Origin of the sequence: Tetragenococcus solitarius NBRC 100494 (assembly GCF_001544195.1) — a bacterium.
GTDB classification, from domain to species: domain Bacteria; phylum Bacillota; class Bacilli; order Lactobacillales; family Enterococcaceae; genus Tetragenococcus; species Tetragenococcus solitarius.
On sequence record NZ_BCPY01000028.1, the window covers coordinates 15,341 to 34,256 of the forward strand.

Genomic DNA, 18,916 nt, shown 5'->3' on the forward strand with positions numbered 1-18,916 from the left:
TAACGATGTGATATATTTCTTATGTTAATCAAAATATAATTACAAGTTTATAAAAGGAGCTATAATGAGACTAACGTTACATGAACAGCTAATGGCTGCTACATTTGCCGGGGTTATTGCGATTTTTTCGCAGATTATTATCCCAATCGGTCTTGTCCCTTGGAGTCTGCAAACTTTTATCGTTGGACTATCGGTTACTTTATTAGGAAGAAAAGTCGGCACATGGTCGGTCTTAATTTATTTTTTACTAGGATTGATTGGTTTGCCCGTTTTTGCTGGTGGTTCCAGTGGCGCTGCTGTTTTATTTGGTCCTACCGGCGGCTATTTAATCGGCTTTATCTTTGCCTCGTTAATTATCGGTACAATCATGAAATATACAGAATATACCTTTTTTTGGGCGATTATCGCTAATCTTATCGGCTTTCTTATCGCGCTTGGTTTTGGTACTATCTGGTTAAAATTTACTGCTGATATGACTTGGCCGGCTGCCTTGACTACTGGTTTCTTAGGCTTTTTATTTCCAGAAGTCGTTAAAGCGATTTGTGCAGGATGCTTCAGCATCTTACTCATTCACCGCCTACCGCAAAAATTTTTCAGTATGTAAAAATACCAGCTCACAACAAGGTGGGCTGGTATCTTATTAAAATTGAAGCAGTTGATAAAGCGGAACAAGAAAACGATAAGTAGACAGCATATATTCGAGCGCTTGCTCTGGTTTTTGCCATAATTGACTATCTCTTGGAATAACCCGCCCAATTTGAAACTCGCCTTTTTTAACATTCTTTAAGCGCTCCAATGCTTGTTTCACATTTGCTTGAGTGATGAATTCATAGTGGTCCTTGGTATGATCAGTATTCATAACCGTATCACTAGGTAGTTGTGTCAACAACAAGTTATTTTGCAAAAGCAACTGCGCCATTTGTTCTTTTTTTGATGGCTGGTCAATCATCGATAAGTACATAAAAACATAATCTGGCCAAATACCTAACTGAAAATGAGGCTCCATTTTGTAGCCTCTTTTTTTGCTGCTAATTGCTGACCAAGTATTTTCTGGTGGATAAACGGTCCGTCTACGATGCTGAGCAATATGAATAAATAAGGGTTCTTGCAGCTTTGTTTCTAATTCAGTTTTTACTATTTCATCAATTGATTGGAAAATAGGTTGGATTTCCTCGCGAATTGCTTGCAAACGTGGTTCTAAGCCAGCAATCTCAAAAACTTTGAAGCTTTCTTGTGTAAACATAAATACCTCCTGTATCCTAGCTAATAATCAAGCAAAACCATGCCTTTTTGCAGTTCTTTTATAATGTGTTGTTCTTTATAATCTTTAAATTCATGCGAGTGATGTTTTATCAACGTACGTGCTTTGAGCGGGTTAAAAGTTGTGGCTAAGCCATTTTCTGAAATAAAAGAACGCGTTAAACTCCATTCATAATAATAACCAAATGGCCGGCAATGATATGTCGCTCCTTGTAAATTTTGTTGTAAAAAACGATGATGGGTATGACCAAAAATAACCTGCTTAACATTTGAAAATTCATCTAATACTTCACCAAATTCTTTGGACCCTAAAAAAGCATTCAGTTGATTCCAACGCGCGTATTTTTTATCATGCTTAATAATAAAGCTTTCTTTTGGCACAAAATGAGTACTTAAAATAATGTTTTTTGTAGATGGAATCGTTATTAAGGTTTCCCTTAAACGTTGACAAATAGCCTCAGTAATTTGTGGATCTGTTCCTTTTCTGTCAATAAAACGGTCATACCAATACACCTTTTTTTTACGACGATACTCTTTTTCATCTGCATTAGGAACGAAACTATAATCGTACCAGCCGTTTGCTCCCAGAAGAATAGTTGAATTTGACAGTTCTCTTGTTTTAAAATTTAAAAAACGGGAATCTTTAAAATCTTCAAAGTCCGTTTGAACATTGATATCTGCCATTTCATGGTTTCCCCAGTGAAAGGTCGTTGGCATCTTTTGTCCAAAAAAGCGTACAATATCTAATACCTTGTCCACTTTATTTGCCACATCTCCGGCAAAATGTACATGAGTAACCTTTAATTTTTCCAGATAATCCCGCATTAAATATAGTTCTTCATCCAATTGATTAATATCTGAATGCAAATCTGAAATGACTGCTAATTTTCCCAAAGTAGGACCCTTCTTTTAATCTTTATGTTTTTGAAATAGTAGGTGTAACTTTTTTGTATAAGTCTTAGCGCTTAATTGCCTTAAATTTCTCACAGCTTTTGTTATTTCGCGGCCAATTGTCAGACCAACTTCTCCCATCACACATCTTTCATTGGGTTTTTTATCCAATTTCATTCAACACTAGCTATTTATTATAAATTATCCCTTATTATACGTAATTTCAAGCAGGAATGCAGTATTTTAAAAAAAGAAACCGCTTGTGTTATAATAAAATTAACGATGGATGTAGGAGGATAAGTATGTCAGACGAAATGCAAAAACATTTGGATAAAGGAATGTATGGCTCGCCATCTGTAAATCCTGATGAACAAAGAAAATTTTTAGGTACTTTTCGAGAGCGCGTTTACATTCGTATGACTATTCAGCAAATGAAACAAGCCGAGTATAAAAAGACTTTAGAAAAGCATTTACCAGATTATCCAGACGCTAGTATATTAATTAACGGCAATGTCAGCGAATCCCTGCAAAGTAGTTATATACAAATTGCTATGAAAGCTAAACTAAAATTTACCATTGTTGATACAGATTTGAAAGAAGACGACGACAGCGGCTTACTGGTTATTTCTGATCAAGCAGTAAACGAAGATACTATTGACATTAAAGACAAGTTTTCTTCCGACCAAACACAAACTTCCCAAAAGGCCACTGAGAAAAAAAGTTTTTGGAACAAACTTTTTCATAATTAAAGGAGGAGATCTTTATGCGCACGCCTACCTATACCCAACTCAAAAAAGAAATGACTTTGGCTTTAGATACTCATATTGATATTTTAAAAGATGTGAGTACGATTGATGTCAACCATTTAGATGGTGTGATGTTTATGATGCGTAGTTTTGGTTTTATGCTTGATCGTGCGCCAAAGGTGTTATATGAAGAAGACTCTGAAGAAATGAATTTTTTGATGTTTCAATATTATAGCTTACTAAGTGAATTAAAACACAACTTAGCTTTAAATTATCCTCATGCCAAAATTCAAAACCGGACGCTACTAGAAATTGCCGATACTTTTCCTACAACTTACGAAAAAGATATGAAACAATGGTGGGAGGATCTGACAGGCTTGCGTGTAACTAGCAATAGCAAACAAACAATAGAAACACAGAAATCCAATTAGAGCAATGAAAACAACGGACTTGATAGCCCAACTAGCAAAAACTGGGTCAGCAAGTCCGTTCGTTTGTTTTCGAAAAAGCTTTTATATAAAAGTTTGTTCCTTCTAATTTAAAATTCGTCCTGCTTTTTTGTAAAAAAGAAAACAGGTCTATTCAATAAAATCTGGATATAAAAGTTTTAATATATCCATCGTCACACGCTCACCTTTACCCTTATATGGATAACAGTGCATATGCATCATAGGATTAAAGTTCGCCTCGATGATACCATAGGCATTTGGCGATTTCGCTGGAAGTTTTTTATCTGGAATCATCATATCGATTCCGCAAATTGTAGCATCCAAAGCTTGTGCGGCTTGGACTGCCACTTGTTTATAATCATCAGTAAAAGCAGCTGTCATATCAATCGAATCTCCTCCAGTAGACACGTTAGAGTTCTCTCGAAGATAGATTGTTTCGTCCTTAGATGGAATGGAAGCCAAATCATAACCTTGTTCATGTAAGACTAACTGTTCACTGGAACCTAGTTGAATTCTTTCAAGCGGAGTACGGTGGTTTTCCCCGCGTAAGGGATCCTCATTTTTCTTAGCCACCAGTTCTTTGATGGAATGTCTACCATCTCCTGTAATATTTGCTGGTACTCGTAATAAAACAGCTTTCACTTGATTTCCGATTACAAAAAAACGATATTCTGTCCCTGTTAGAAAGTCTTCAACTAAAATGGAATCATCTTCATTAAAAGCTTTATCTATTGCATTTATATAGTCTTTTTCATCCGCACCAACTTTAAAAATCGTAATCCCTAAACCATAATTTGTAGACTTAGGCTTTACAACGATTCCTTTATTTTGAAATTCTGCAAAACTTGTATAAGCTTCTTTTTTATTTGTGAACTCTTTTCCTTGCGGCACACAAAAACCAGCTCGCTGTAAAAGTTTTTTAGTGACAGTCTTGTTTTCCATTATTAAAGGCGTGATATAAGTATCTTTGCTAGTCATATTACCATTTTTGACGTACTCATTATGTCCTTGCGCAGTTAACTTTAAGAATTGTTCATGTTCGTCTAAAACTTCAATTTCTACGCCCTTTTGAATCGCGTCAAACATAAAAATTTGTGTAGAAAGTTCCATATTTGTAAAGCCAGCTAACTGATAAGGTGCTTGCCAAGCTTTTTTGTAGTAAGAAAGACCTTGTTGGACTGCTAATTCCTTTTGGGAGCTTTTCTGGCTGTCCAAATAAATTTTACCAGCTAATGTCTGAGCCGGGTCTTCTAACATCTCTTCTAAATGGTCTAAAATTTCAGTTGAAACAGCAAGCTTCGTTTGTTCAATAAATTCTCTAATTTCAGTCAGTAATCTTTGAGCTTCATCATAACAGGCTGTCTGTGCTAATGGTGCTTCCAATGAAACGAAGTCATTCAACTGATCACCTTGAGCGACCCACTCATCTGGATCTGCTTTTTCATCGGTCCATAACAAAAAGAGCATGAAAATGTGGAGAAACTCTACTTCCTCTTTGCTGATGCCATAAGGCTGGTAAGGATCTAAATCAATATTGCGAAGTTCGATGTATCGAATAGGTTGATTCGCCAAATCAGCCACGCTACTACCGCCTCTTAAACGAACAGGAGCATAAAACTCTTTTTCCTCCGAGAGTTTTCCCTCTTCTACCATTTGATGAATATCAGCGACATATTGCTCCACTGAACAATAGGAAACTTTTACATCTTTATGGTTTTTGTAACCATACTTGCTATTACGGATGCTACGCACCGGCTCTTGCGGATATTCGTTCCCGTCAAAATATCGTGGATTGCTTAACGGAGAAGCACCAAAAAAATAAGTCGTTAGCCAACGATAATGTAAATAATTGCGCGTCACTTTTAAGTAAAGATCTGTTTTAAATTGATAGTAATTCACATATTCCTCTTGCAATTCAAACATTTTGCGAATCATTTCATCATCAAATTCAAAATTAAAGTGGATACCGCTAACCATTTGCTTACGACGCCCGTATGATTTTGCAAGATAACGACGATATAATACATCCTCAAAGTTGTCCAGCTTAGCAATGATAATATTCTCTTCTGCTTTAGGTAACGCAGGTGGCATACTTAATGGCCATAACATTTCTTGTACTTCCATAGAGCGGTAAACCGTATCATGAATCGCCGCTAGCCAGCGGAAAAGTTCGGATACGCTATTTGTGATTGGCGTCACTATTTCCATCTGAGTTTCGGCAAAGTCCGTCTGAATATAAGGGTGAAAGCTCCGATTTCCTAATTTTTTAGGATACTCTGTTGTTACCAACTCCCCTTCTTTGGTCACTCGCTGGCTTTCTTTTTCGATTCCGTAGCGAGCTTTCAACAAATAAGGATATAATTGTTTATTGGTTAAAATGGGTTGGATATTCATAAGATAATCCTTTCTCTTTAAAAAATTCTACAGCCATTATAGCAAACAATAATAAAGTAAGCTTTGATTTTGTCCTTAAATTTCCCACTTCAAGCCTAAAAAAACGTCCATTCAGAAGATAACAAGCAATTAGTAAATTTTTTACATGCTTTAAATAACAACAAATTTCTTAATTCAAATTTTCTCCGCTTAAACTAATATAAAAAAGACATCCCAATAAAAACATAAGACCTACAGAAAACAAGAAAACTCCTATTAAATGAAAAATTTACAAGCTGTCTACTATGATAATTGCTTGCCGAATTAACAAAACGAGATCAATGAATAAAATAATCCAATAATAGATGCCTTTAAAAGACAAAAAAACCAAATGACCAAAAATCGATCACTTGGTTTTTGCTTTTTATTCTTCTTGTAAAAGTCCCTTAAACAAGCCTACTACAAAGTCATTCGGATCAAAGACTTCTAAATCGTCAATTCCTTCACCTAAACCAACTAGTTTGACTGGCAGATGCAATTCATTACGAATGGCTAACACAATACCACCTTTGGCAGTCCCATCTAATTTTGTCAATACTAGACCTGTAACATCTGTGGTTTCTTTAAATTGTTTCGCTTGGTTCATCGCATTTTGACCGGTTGTAGCATCTACCACCAATAAAACTTCATGCGGAGCAGTAGGGTCTTCACGTTTGATAACGCGCTTGATTTTATCTAATTCATTCATCAAGTTCACTTTGTTTTGCAATCGTCCCGCTGTATCGATTAATAAAACATCGGCTTGTTCTTCTCTGGCTTTAGTCATCGCATCAAAAACAACAGAAGCCGGATCACTTCCTGTGTTGCCGCGCACTACCTCAACATCAGCACGCTCTCCCCACTGAACTAATTGATCGATGGCTCCAGCCCGAAATGTATCTGCAGCAGCTAATAATACTTTCTTACCTTCTTGTTTGTATTGATGCGCAAGTTTCCCGATACTTGTAGTTTTTCCCGTTCCGTTTACACCTACAAATAAAAAGACCGATAATCCATTGGGTTGTTCATTAAGATCATTGACTTCTTGTTCTCCCTCTTCTTCATAAAGGTCAACCAATTTTTCAATAATCGTATTTTGTACAGCCGCAGGTTTTTTCGCGTTTTTGATTTTAACTTCTTGTCTTAGCTCATCAGCAATCCGCATTGAAGTATCAAATCCAACGTCTGCGCCAATTAAAGTATCTTCGACTTCTTCAAAAAAGTCTTCATCCACTGTACGAAAGTTAGCAAATAACTCATTCATACGATCTTTAAAGGTTTTCCGCGTTTTTTCTAGCCCTTTTTCGTATTTTTTCTGAGTTTCAGCTGTCTCTTCTTCAATTTCTTCGGTTTCTTCTATACGTTCATCGGATTCATCAACTGGAAGGTCTTCTGTAACATGCTCTTCAACTTTCCTATCTTGTTCAGTCGTTTCTTCGCTTGGATTTTCCGCTGGTTCACTGATCTTTTCTTCTACAGATTCTTGATTTGTTTCTTCTGTCTGTTTTTCTTCTTCTTTATCTTTTACAAAGGCATGTTTAATTTTATCAAAAAGTCCCATTTTTATGTCAGCTCCTTTGTGTAAATGCAAAATGTTTCTTAGCTAAGTACATACTTTTCAACAACTTGAGCAACGCCATCTTCTTCATTAGAAGCTGTAATAATATTTGCTTTTTGCTTAACCTGTTCGACTGCATTTTCCATAGCTACACCAAAACCAGCATATTCAATCATCGGCAAGTCATTTTCTTCATCCCCAATCCCCATTACTTCTGCTGGAGAAAAGTTTAAGTCTTTGGCTAAAGAAGCAATGCCATAGGCTTTGGTAATCCCTTTTGGCATAAATTCTAGTAAATTTCCGCGAGATTTAATGACTTCATAGCGATCTTTATAAATTGCAGGGATTTGAGCAATTTGTTCATCTAAATATTCCTGGTGATACCCTACAACAGCTTTATTGTACAAGCGCTCAGACGTTAATTCTTCAACCGCAGCTGCTTGAAAAGTTAAAAGAGGGTTTAATTGTGGATAAATAGACAGATGTTGCGCTGAAGTAGGTAATGACAACACAACATCATCTGATAACACATCTAAAGGTAAGTTTAATTTTTTAGCCAAATCTACTAAGTCCAAAATCTCTTCTTGTTTCATCGCTGCTTTTTCGACGATTTCTCCGGTGGCGTTTTTTTGAACTAAACCGCCATTAAAAGTAATACTATAATCGCCAGTACCTTGCATATCTAGCTCTTCTAGATAAGGTCTAATTCCAGCCAAAGGACGACCCGTGCAGATAACCACCTTCGTCCCTTGTTCTCTAGCTTTTTGCAACGCTTTTTTATTTCTCAAAGAAATCTTTTTTTGTCCATCTAACAACGTACCATCCAAATCAATGGCAACTAATTTAATCATATACTACCTTTCCCTTCAACTGCAATTTGTCCGTTTTCTCCGACATCTTTTAGGCGCACAGAGACAATTTTAGACACGCCAGATTCTTCCATAGTAACTCCATATAAAACATTACAAGCTTCCATTGTCCCTTTACGATGAGTGACAACAATAAATTGCGTATCATTATTGAACGTTTGTAGATAATTGGCAAAGCGTAAAATATTCGCTTCATCAAGTGCTGCTTCAACTTCATCCAATATGCAAAAAGGCACAGGACGTACTTGAATAATGGAAAAAAGCAAGGCAATCGCAGTTAATGCTCGTTCTCCACCTGAAAGTAAACTTAAATTTTGCAATTTTTTGCCCGGCGGTTGAGCTTCAATTTCAACTCCCGTATTTAACAAATCGTTAGGATCCGTTAAAAATAGTTCAGCACGTCCACCACCAAACATATTGGGAAAAACAAGTTTAAATTGTTCCCGTATTTTTTCAAATATCTCTTTAAAACGTGATTTTACTTCTTCATCCATTTCATCCATCGTGGTGAACAATTGATTCTTAGCTGCCAGCAAATCCTCTCTTTGTTTATGCAAAAAGTCATAACGTTTAGCAACTTCTTCATATTGTTCAATGGCATTTAAGTTCACGGGCCCTAATTGTTCAATCTTATGACGCAAGCGTTGAATTTGTGCTTTTGTTTCTTCATTTTTTTCCACTGGCTCATAATCCATTTCGGCCTTTTCAAAAGTGATATGATATTCCTCTTGCAAATAGTTCAAACGATGATCAAGCAACGTTTCTTCCCGATTTTTTTCTACTTCCACTGATGTCTTCTCAGCTAATTTTTCTTTATGTTGCTGATTTAACTGACTTAAACTTTCCTCTTGTTCGTTAATTTCTTGATACAAGCGGTCCCGTTGTTGCCGTTTATCACGCAACTGCTTTTGCAGCTCTTCTTTTTTTTCAGTTAAGGAAGCAATTTGCTTTTGTAAGGACTCTTCCGTTACCTCATGATCTGAAACATCGGTTGTTAATGCCGCTAGTTGATTTTCTAATGATTCTTTACGCTGTGTTTGTTCTAAACTCGCTTTTTCGTTTGTTTGAATTTGTTGCCTTAACGTACTTATTTGTTCTTTATTTACAGCAAGAGATGCTTGCTTTTCAGCCACTTCTTGGCTAAGGCTTGCTCGTCTTTGTTCTATCAAGTCATCTTGCTCGTTTAATTCTTGCATTTCAGTTTGTAATTTGTGTAATTGCTTTTCTACGTCTTTTTGCCGTTGAATTAAATTTTCTTTTTGTTCTTCATAATCTGAAACAAAATCTTGTACTTCACGATTTTCAAATTCGTAGATTTTTTGTTCCTTACCTAAACGCTCGATTTCTTGTAACAAATGATTTTTACGGCTTTGCAACTCCTGTTCTTCTAGCCGAGAAGTTTCACCTTTTGTACGTAATTTTTCCATTTGTTGTTGACAATCTGCCGCTTGTTGTTGGAATTGAGCCACTTGTTTTTCAATCGTTTGTAGACGTTGATCACTACGTTTCGCTTGTTCTTTTAAGGTTTGCAGTTCGTTGGCTTGACTAAATAGATTTCCTTTGTTTCCATGCTTAGTTGCACCGCCAGTCATTGAGCCCCCTGCATTCATTACATCTCCGCTCAAGGAAACCACCCGGTAACGAAAATGCACCGCTCGAGCAAGCTCATTTGCACTAGTTAAATCTTGAGCGATTAATGTAGTTCCCAGTAGGTTTTGAATAATAGCAGAGTATTCCACTGAAAAATGAACCAATTGACTGGCAACACCGATAAAACCAGAAACATTTTGGGCTTGGTTAAATACCGTAGCAGGCAATTGCCGTGGTTTAATCGTTGTCATCGGTAAAAAAGTCGCTCGTCCAGCACGACGCTGTTTCAAAAAAGTAATCCCGGCTCTTGCAGCTGCTTCATTTTCTACCACAATATGTTGCGCTTGCGCACCTAAAGCTGTTTCAATCGCTATAGTATAATCTTCAGGCACCTCAATGAGCTCGGCCACCGCTCCTGCGATTCCAGAAAGTTCATTTTGCTGTTGCAAAATCACCCGTACTCCTTGATAAAAACCAGAGTGATTTTCTTGAATGTCTTGCAAACTTTTTATCCTCGCCTTAATTTGACGCGTCTCATCCATCAATTGATACATTTTCTTTTGTGCATCTTCATATTGTTTTTGGTAAGCTTTTTGTTTTTCTTGTAACTGAACAAATTGTTTTTGTTGTTCAGTTAATGTCGCTTGCAATTGTTCAAGTTGGGCTGATGCTTGTGTCACAGCTTGTTGTTTTTGACGATAATCTTTATTTACATTTTCTTGTTTTTCTAAAGACGATTGGTTTTTAGCCATTTCTTGTTCATATTGTCGTTCAAGATACTTTAAGTCATTGCCAATATTCGCTTGCTCTTGCATCTGGTCGACGTATTTTGCGCGCAATTCTTCAACCAGTTCTTTGGTCGATTTTTGGTACTTTTGCAGCTGGGCTTTTGCTTGTTCTATTTCTTTTTCAATCGATTGAACTAGTCCATTTTTTTGTGAAAGTTTATCAATCAAATCTGCTTTTTCCGCTTCTAATGAGCCTAATTTCTCTTTTACCGCAGTTAAGTTTTCTTGGTATTCTTGAGCACTTTTTTGTGTATGCTTCGAACGTTCTTGTAATACTTCTTGTTGTCCTTCAGCATTTTTTAATGCTTCAACTAAAGAAACTTGTGCCTGGTTATTTTTTTCTAACCATTGATCAAGATGACTGCGACTTAAGCGTTGTTCTTGCAGTTTGCTTTCTTTTTGCTGGATTTGTTGTGAAATTGAATCTAGTTGTTCATTTAAGTTTTCTAATTGCTGAGCAGCTTGTTCGAAAGCGGTTTTAGCCTCTTTCATCTCAGCAACTGTATAAGCTACATCTATTTTCGTAAACTCTTCTTTTAACGCTAAATACTGCTTGGCAACTTCACTTTGTTCTTTTAGTGGTGCCATTTGATCTTCTAATTCATAGACAATATCTTGAACCCGACTGAGGTTATCTTCTGTTTCAAAAAGTTTTTGTTCTGCTTGCTTTTTCCGCTGTTTGTATTTCAAAACACCGGCCGCTTCTTCAAAAATTCCTCGTCGATCTTGTGGCTTACTGGCAAAAATCGCCTCTACTTTCCCTTGAGAAATAATGGAAAAAGACTCTTTTCCAAGACCAGTATCCATAAACAACTCCTGCACATCTTTGAGACGACACGCTTGTTTATTCAAAAAGAATTCACTTTCACCCGTTCGATGCAAGCGACGAGTAACACTTACCTCGCTATAATCTACAGGCAAATAATGATCTGTATTATCTAATATTACAGTCACTTCACTAATATTCAACGGTTTACGAGAGTCTGAGCCAGCAAAAATAACGTCAGGCATCTTCCCCCCTCGTAGATTACGAGCAGATTGTTCGCCTAATACCCAACGTACAGCTTCTGTTATATTGCTTTTTCCGCTGCCGTTTGGACCAACAACGCCGGTTACCTTATTTTCAAAGTCGATCACCGTACGGTCAGCAAATGATTTAAAACCGGCTAGTTCGATTTTTTTTAAGTACACCTAGGTTCCTCACTTACTCTCAAGATCAGCTAATGCATTAGCTGCTGCATCTTGTTCTGCTATTTTTTTCGATTTTCCATGTCCCTTACCGACTAACTCATTGTCACAATAAACTTCGATCCAAAAGAGGCGTTCATGTGCAGGACCTTCTTCTTTAACTAATCGATAATCAATGATACGATCACCCGAACGTTGCAAAAATTCTTGTAATCGCGTTTTATAATCCATCTCATGTGAAAAAGCACCCGCTAAGACTTTAGGATAAATTACTTGTTCTAAGAATTTTTCGGCTTTTTTCAAATCTTGATCCATATATAAGGCACCTAAAAAAGCTTCAAATAAGTCACATAATAAAGCCACACGCTTGCGACCGCCAGAGTGTTCTTCTCCTTTACCAAGAGCAATATAACGATCAAAGTGACACGCTTTTGCAAATGACGCTAAACTATCTTCTCTTACAATCGCTGCTCTTAATTTCGTTAAAGTTCCTTCTGGGACTTCTGGATATTGGCAATACAAAAATCTAGATACCAATAATTCTAAAACAGCGTCCCCTAAAAACTCTAGTCGCTCGTTATCCGATAATTGTAATTGACGGTGCTCATTCACATAAGATGAATGGGTAAATGCCTGATCTAACAAGCTGACATCATGGAAGACGATATTAAAGTTCTCTTTTAATTCTTCTAAAAACTGACTGTCCATTGATTCCATTCCTTTTCTTTTTTTGACCTTCTTACATTATACTGATTTTTATTAAATAATGAAATGATTGTGCGATAAGAAAGCAAAAAACTTTGGGGAATTTTATGGGTTTCATTTTAAATTAAATTTCATAGAAACTATAGAGCCTATTGAACTAAACATTTTGTTTTTTAAAATAGAATAATCTTTTGTAAAAAAAACCGACCCAAAAAGGTCGGCTTTTGTATTCATTTAGTTTAAGTTTGAATTAATGTAATCAACAGCTGCTCCGACGGTTTGAATTTTTTCAGCATCTTCATCAGAAATCTCTGTGCCAAAAGCTTCTTCTAATTCTAATACAAATTCCATCACGCTAATCGAATCAGCATTCAAATCGTCTTTGATACTCATTGATTCATTGACTTGGTCAGCTGCCACTTCAAAGTGGTTAGCGATCACTTCAGCTACTTTATTAAATATTTCCTCACGCGTCAATTGCATTCACCTCCATGCCATTATCATAGCGAGCAATAGCTAACAAACATTTTACTTTTTTTTATTTATTTTGTCTAGGTTTTTTTCATTTTTGTAACAAAAATTGCAATTCCATTACACTATTCTTTTGCTTTGTCAGCTTCAAATTGTCTCGTCAATTTTCCTACAACGTCTGTTTCAAGCATTGTATGAATTTGCTTGATTGTAGCTGCTACCGCTTCTGAATCTGTCGCTCCATGTGTCTTAACCACAGGAGATTTTAAACCAAATAAAACTGCCCCGCCATAAGCAGAATAATCCATTTCATTTTTTAAATTGCCTAAAGCATTTTTTAACAATAATGCGCCTAGTTTTCCTTTTACACCCTCATCAAGGATAGATTTTTTTAGTAATTTTGTGATATTTAGCGCAGTGCCTTCAATGGATTTTAAAACAGCATTTCCTGTAAATCCATCTGTCACAACGACATCAGCTACACCATTTAAAATATCGCGAGCTTCAACATTACCCACAAAGTTAATACTTACTTCATCCGATAGAAGTTCGAAGGCTTTTTTTGTCACTTCGCTTCCTTTTGATTCTTCTGTCCCATTGTTAAGAAGTCCTACTCGGGGGTTTTCTACTTTACGAACATTTGCTGCGTAAAAAGAACCTAAAATCCCATATTTTAGTAAATGTTCTGCTTTATTTTCAGCGTTAGCACCCAAATCAAGCATATCAAACCCGCTATTTTCGCCAATAATAGGTAAAGTTGACATTAAGCCTGGACGTTCAATGCCCTTGATACGCCCTACAATAAACAAGCCTGCAGCTAGAAGTGCTCCAGTATTTCCTGCAGAAAAACAAGCGTCGGCTTCCCCTTTTTTTACTGCTTGTGCCGCTAATACCATTGATGCTTGTTTTTTACGACGAATAGCACGGACTGGTTCGTCTTCACTGGTTACTTTCTCATCTGTATGAATAATTGTAATGTTTTTTTCATCGGTCACATATTTTTTTATTTCTTCTTCTTTTCCATATAGTTGAAATTCAATTTCCGGAAAATCTTTTTTAGCTAACATTACCCCTGAAACAATCGCTTCTGGTGCATTGTCGCCGCCCATAGCATCTACTGCAATCTTCACTTTGCTTACACACCTTTCTTAAGCTCTCATCTTTTTAGTATAGCACAAATCATCAATCGAAGAACGAATTTTCCGGGTCTTTTCCTTTTAGATAAGACAGCAAACCCGCATATTCAGGCAACAATTGCCAATTTTTTTTATGCCATAATTTTTGCGCTTCCTCTTTTGCTACTTCTAAAACGTTCGCATCCGCTACAATATCAGCAGCTACGAACTCTGGTAACCCAGATTGTTTAAAACCAAATACTTCTCCTGGTCCTCGCAGTTCCAAGTCCTTTTGGCTGACAATAAAACCGTTATTGGTTTCTGTCATAATCTTCATTCGTTCTTTGCCTAATTCATTTTTAGGGTTGGCAACTAAAATACAGTAAGAAGCTTCTTTCCCTCGGCCTACTCGTCCTCGTAATTGGTGTAATTGTGCCAGGCCAAAACGATCTGCATCTATAATCAGCATCATTGTTGCATTAGGGACATCTACGCCCACCTCAATAACAGTGGTCGAAATGAGTACTTGAATCTCATTTTCTTTAAAAGCTGTCATAATGGCTTCTTTTTCTTCATTTTTCATTTTACCATGAAGTAAGCCTGTAGCAAATTCAGGAGCAAAGAACTCTTTTAAATCTTCATATAATTCTACAGCATTTTGTACATCTAGTGACTCGGATTCTTCAATCAGCGGACAAATAACATACATTTGTCGGCCTTTTTTTAATTCCAATTGTGCATTTTTTAAGGCATCATTAAGTTGTCCGCGTTTGATCCAACGCGTTTCAACTGGAAGTCTACCAGCTGGCATTTCATCAATAACTGAAACATCCATCTCCCCATAAGCCGTGATGGCTAAAGTGCGCGGGATAGGAGTCGCTGTCATAAACAACACATCTGGCTGAAATCCTTTTTCACGCAATCCTTTTCGTTGATTAACCCCAAAACGATGTTGTTCATCGGTAATCACTAAACCTAAGTTAGAAAAATCGACCCCTTCTTGGATTAAGGAATGCGTGCCGACAACGACATCGATTTCGCCTTGTTGTAATTGTTCAATGATTTGTTGGCGCTCTTTAGGTTTGGTGGAACTTGTTAAGAGAGCCGTATGTACTTCTAAGGGATCAAACAATTGATTCAAACTTGCTAAATGCTGCTGCGCTAAAATTTCAGTGGGTACCATCAAAGCCCCTTGAAACCCAGCCGTGACTGCGGCATATAAAGCAATCGCCGCCACTACCGTTTTTCCACTACCTACATCGCCTTGTAGCAAGCGTTGCATGTGTTTAGGGAGCAAAAAGTCGCGACAAATTTCATTGGTCACACGCTTTTGCGCGTTTGTCAGTTGAAAAGGAAGTTTTTGGGTAAAAGCTTTAAGGCGCTCTACATCATAAGCAATGACAATCCCGTGTTTTTCTGATTTTTCTTCTTTTTTTAATCCTTGAATTTTCATTTGGAATAAGAAAAACTCTTCAAAAACCACGCGACGTTTTGCTTGATGGTGTTCCTTAGGGTCATTTGGAAAATGCATCGCATACATGGCCTCTTTTCTTCCCATCAAACGATACTTTTCAATTAAAGATAATGGCAGGTTTTCTTCAATTTGATCTTTAAAGCGGGCAAATGCTTTTTTTATCAAATCAACTAAAGTTTGCTGGCGTATTGCTTTACTGACATGATAAATGGGTGCAAAGTCGCCTTCTTGATTAGCCGCAAGTATTTTCATTCCGGTTAAGGAATTGCGCTTGGCATCCCATTTGCCATAAACAGCAATATCTTCAGAAAGTTCAACTTTATCTTTTAAGTAGGGCTGATTAAAAAAAGATACACTAAAAACATCGTGACCTTGCATCATGCGAAATTGCAAACGAGATTTTTTATAACCAAAGCGATTAATCACTGGAGGAGAAACCACTGTTGCTTTAATGGTGACTTTTTCTTGGTCATTGATTTCTGCTAAATCTCTTTCTTTGATATCATCATAACGAAATGGATAATAACTCAACAGATCTTCAATCGTTTCAATCCCCAAATCAGATAATGCTTGGGCTCGTTTTTCTCCCACTCCGGCGATGTTTGTCACTGGTTCTTGCAACATTTTTTCACCAACTTTCAAAAAAAGCTTGGTACAAACCACAGTTTGACCAAGCTCACTAATTTTTCAACGTTTTTGTAAAAAGGAATTTTGCTATTCAGCTGAAAATAGGTATGGATAAACAGGTTGATCTCCTTGATGGATTTCAACTTCAACTTCACTGTCAATAGCCAAAACAATTTCTTCCAGTTGTTTTGCATCTTTTTGCGAACCGTCTTCTCCAATGATTATTGTGATGATTTCGGTATCTTCGGTGATCATTTGTTTTAGTGTCTCTTTAGCAGAAGTTAAGATATCTGCGTTAGAAACAACAATTTTTCCATCAACCATACCCAAAAAATCATTCTTTTTAATATTTATTCCTTCAATGCTAGAATCACGGATTGCATGAGTAATTGAACCGGAAACAACCGTATCAAGCATTTGTTCCATGGCTTCTTTATTTTCATTTAAGGTTTGGCGTTCATTAAACCCTAACATAGCTGACATACCTTGAGATATTGTTTTAGAAGGCACTACTTCAACAGGCACTTCAGCTACTTTCGCTGCTTGATTAGCAGCCATAAAAATATTTTTATTATTCGGCAAAACAATGACCTGATCAGCGTTCACTTCTTCGATTGCTTTTATAATATCTTCGGTACTAGGATTCATTGTCTGCCCACCAGAAATGACATATTTTGCGCCTAAGCTTTCAAAAAGCTGTTTAACGCCGCTGCCAGCTGCCACTGTGATGATCGCATAAGCGCAACGAGCTTGTTTTTGTGCTTTTTCTTTATTTTCATCTTCATCATTATTTAAAATTGTTTCATGCTGCAAGCGCATGTTATCAACTTTAACTTTGACTAATGACCCGAATTTTTGGCCATAGTTCATCACTTCGCCTGGATATTCCGTATGTACATGGACTTTAATAATTTCATCATCATTGACAACCAGTAAGGAATCTCCTAATTCATTTAAATAATTTCGGAAGGTATCATAATCAAATTTGCTTTCTACTGTAGGGCCTTCACCGATTTTTACCATAATTTCCGTGCAGTACCCATATTTAATATCATCTGTGGACAATTGTCCTTGTACGCTGCGATGATGTTCAGCATTGACCAGTTCGTCCATTGCCGCTGGTGAAACAAAAGGTTCTTCCCCTTCATATTCTCCGTTTAAAGCGTTCAAAAACCCTTCATAAATAAATAACAAACCTTGTCCACCGCTATCGACTACCCCTACTTCTTTTAAAACAGGTAATAAGTCCGGCGTTTTATCTAATGCTCTTTTCCCGCCTTTGACAATAGCCGACATTACTTCTACACAGTCATCAGAAGTTGCTGCTTTTTTTTCGCCGTAATCCGCGGCTACACGGGCTACTGTTAAAATTGTTCCTTCCACTGGCTTCATTACCGCTTTATAAGCTGTTTCAACCCCATGTTTAAAAGCTTGTGCTAAATCATTGGCCGATAAAGCATCAAGCTCTGCAATCTGCTTACTAAAACCGCGAAAAAGCTGAGACAAAATCACACCTGAATTCCCTCGAGCGCCCATTAATAGCCCTTTTGAAAGACAGTCAGCTAATTCTCCTATTTTTTCTGAAGTTGAGTCAGACACTTCTTTAGCGCCACTTGCCATTGATAGATTCATATTCGTACCGGTATCGCCATCTGGTACGGGAAATACGTTTAATGAATTCACAAATTCTGCATTTGATTGAAGACGATTCGCGCCTGCTTGGACCATTTCTTGAAATTGGCTTGCGCTAATATCCGTTACTTTCACTGATAATCCTCCTTAAGTTACAATCGCTGAATATTCAGCTAGTCGTCTGCCATTAATCAGGCAACACTCGAACACCCTGAACAAACACATTCACTGAATTAGCAACAACGCCAAGCATTGTTTCAAGGTTATATTTTACTTTTTCTTGCACATTACGTGAAACTTCTGAAATCTTGGTGCCATAACTAACAATGGTATAAACATCAACGGCAATCCCGTTTTCTTCTTGCCGTACTACAACACCACGCGCGTAGTTTTCTTTCCGTAAGATTTCATTAATATTATCTTTTAACTGGTTTTTACTAGCCATTCCAACAATGCCAAAAACATCAGTTGCCGCACCACCGACAACTGTTGCAATGACTTCATTTGTTATTTCAATTGTTCCAATCGATGTATTTATTTTTACAGCCATGATAAGCCTCCTTAGCCGACAAATCGTCCATTTTCTACTATAGTATTTTAACATAGCTCTTCTTTAAATAAAAGAAGAGGGTCCTCCCCCTAGTCTGGGCGTTGAGGTAATGTAGTAAGGCGGTGTAACATTTCCAAATAAAATTTTCGGCAAAACAGCTTACCGTCGAGTGTTAATTCTCTGTTTTCATAAAAACTTTTATAACCTTGTCTAATTTACAATGTTATAGCAAAAAAGTCAATGTAAGAAGAAAAAATTGCTTGCAAATCACTGAAATTTATGCTAAATTCATCTAGTATGAGCGAAAAACAAGCGCTCCTAGTTCAAGGCAAAGGAGGAAACTACACATGTCAAAAGTATGTTATTATACAGGTCGCAAAACAAGAAGTGGCAATAACCGTTCCCATGCGCTGAACGCTACGAAGCGTAGTGTGAAACCTAACTTGCAAAAGGTTCGCATTTTAGAAAACGGCAAACAAAAAAAAGTTTGGGTATCAGCTCGTGCTTTGAAGTCAGGAAAAGTGGAGCGAGTATAAATATTTAAAAGCAATCGAAGGGATGGATGCTATAGCATCCATCCCTTCTTTAATG

Annotated in this window: 16 protein-coding genes; 4 read left to right on the forward strand and 12 right to left on the reverse strand. The window is 37.0% G+C overall.

The annotated features are described in order from the left end of the window. Positions 1–64: 64 nt before the first annotated feature. Positions 65–604 carry a biotin transporter BioY gene (locus TS1_RS08545; protein ID WP_068709795.1) on the forward strand — a complete coding sequence of 180 codons (540 nt, stop codon included), beginning with the start codon at positions 65–67 and terminating at the stop codon, positions 602–604. A 36-nt stretch (positions 605–640) separates the two neighbouring features. Here TS1_RS08545 and TS1_RS08550 read toward each other — a convergent pair whose 3' ends face one another. Then, the gene (locus TS1_RS08550; protein WP_068709796.1) at positions 641–1,243 is read right to left on the reverse strand and encodes a DUF1054 domain-containing protein; all 603 of its coding nucleotides are present in this window, start codon (positions 1,241–1,243) and stop codon (positions 641–643) included. A gap of 20 nt (positions 1,244–1,263) precedes the next feature. Next, the gene (locus TS1_RS08555; protein ID WP_068709797.1) at positions 1,264–2,154 is read right to left on the reverse strand and encodes a metallophosphoesterase; all 891 of its coding nucleotides are present in this window, start codon (positions 2,152–2,154) and stop codon (positions 1,264–1,266) included. Positions 2,155–2,453: 299 nt separating this feature from the next. Between TS1_RS08555 and TS1_RS08560 the strand changes: the two genes are divergently transcribed. Further along, positions 2,454–2,900, forward strand: coding sequence for a YueI family protein (locus tag TS1_RS08560; protein ID WP_068709798.1), 447 nt, complete (start codon positions 2,454–2,456; stop codon positions 2,898–2,900). A 14-nt stretch (positions 2,901–2,914) separates the two neighbouring features. Next, positions 2,915–3,328, forward strand: coding sequence for a hypothetical protein (locus tag TS1_RS08565; RefSeq protein ID WP_068709799.1), 414 nt, complete (start codon positions 2,915–2,917; stop codon positions 3,326–3,328). A 147-nt stretch (positions 3,329–3,475) separates the two neighbouring features. Here the strand turns inward: TS1_RS08565 and gshAB are convergent, their stop codons facing one another. The 10 genes from gshAB to TS1_RS08615 form a co-directional block, all read right to left on the reverse strand. Then, complete coding sequence (gshAB, locus tag TS1_RS08570) at positions 3,476–5,740, reverse strand: bifunctional glutamate--cysteine ligase GshA/glutathione synthetase GshB (protein ID WP_068709800.1); 2,265 nt, start codon at positions 5,738–5,740, stop codon at positions 3,476–3,478. Between the two features lie 403 nt (positions 5,741–6,143). Continuing rightward, a complete protein-coding gene (ftsY, locus tag TS1_RS08575; RefSeq protein ID WP_068709802.1) occupies positions 6,144–7,319 on the reverse strand; it encodes a signal recognition particle-docking protein FtsY in 1,176 nt (391 codons plus the stop codon). Positions 7,320–7,357: 38 nt separating this feature from the next. Next, complete coding sequence (locus TS1_RS08580; protein ID WP_068709804.1) at positions 7,358–8,167, reverse strand: Cof-type HAD-IIB family hydrolase; 810 nt, start codon at positions 8,165–8,167, stop codon at positions 7,358–7,360. Continuing rightward, the gene (gene smc / locus TS1_RS08585; protein ID WP_068709806.1) at positions 8,164–11,754 is read right to left on the reverse strand and encodes a chromosome segregation protein SMC; all 3,591 of its coding nucleotides are present in this window, start codon (positions 11,752–11,754) and stop codon (positions 8,164–8,166) included. The genes TS1_RS08580 and smc overlap by 4 nt, the downstream gene beginning before the upstream one ends. A gap of 9 nt (positions 11,755–11,763) precedes the next feature. After that, complete coding sequence (gene rnc, locus TS1_RS08590) at positions 11,764–12,459, reverse strand: ribonuclease III (protein ID WP_068709808.1); 696 nt, start codon at positions 12,457–12,459, stop codon at positions 11,764–11,766. A 231-nt stretch (positions 12,460–12,690) separates the two neighbouring features. Beyond that, complete coding sequence (gene acpP / locus TS1_RS08595; RefSeq protein WP_068709818.1) at positions 12,691–12,933, reverse strand: acyl carrier protein; 243 nt, start codon at positions 12,931–12,933, stop codon at positions 12,691–12,693. Between the two features lie 119 nt (positions 12,934–13,052). Next, the gene (plsX, locus tag TS1_RS08600) at positions 13,053–14,057 is read right to left on the reverse strand and encodes a phosphate acyltransferase PlsX (RefSeq protein WP_068709810.1); all 1,005 of its coding nucleotides are present in this window, start codon (positions 14,055–14,057) and stop codon (positions 13,053–13,055) included. 52 nt (positions 14,058–14,109) lie between these two features. Further along, positions 14,110–16,140 (reverse strand): ATP-dependent DNA helicase RecG, encoded by a 2,031-nt coding sequence (gene recG, locus TS1_RS08605; RefSeq protein ID WP_068709813.1) that lies wholly within the window; start codon positions 16,138–16,140, stop codon positions 14,110–14,112. A gap of 90 nt (positions 16,141–16,230) precedes the next feature. Then, positions 16,231–17,910, reverse strand: a complete 1,680-nt coding sequence (locus tag TS1_RS08610) for a DAK2 domain-containing protein (protein WP_068709814.1) — start codon at positions 17,908–17,910, stop codon at positions 16,231–16,233. A gap of 52 nt (positions 17,911–17,962) precedes the next feature. After that, positions 17,963–18,325, reverse strand: a complete 363-nt coding sequence (locus TS1_RS08615; RefSeq protein ID WP_014125594.1) for an Asp23/Gls24 family envelope stress response protein — start codon at positions 18,323–18,325, stop codon at positions 17,963–17,965. A 347-nt stretch (positions 18,326–18,672) separates the two neighbouring features. Between TS1_RS08615 and rpmB the strand changes: the two genes are divergently transcribed. Then, positions 18,673–18,861 carry a 50S ribosomal protein L28 gene (gene rpmB, locus TS1_RS08620; protein ID WP_068709816.1) on the forward strand — a complete coding sequence of 63 codons (189 nt, stop codon included), beginning with the start codon at positions 18,673–18,675 and terminating at the stop codon, positions 18,859–18,861. Positions 18,862–18,916: the final 55 nt, after the last annotated feature.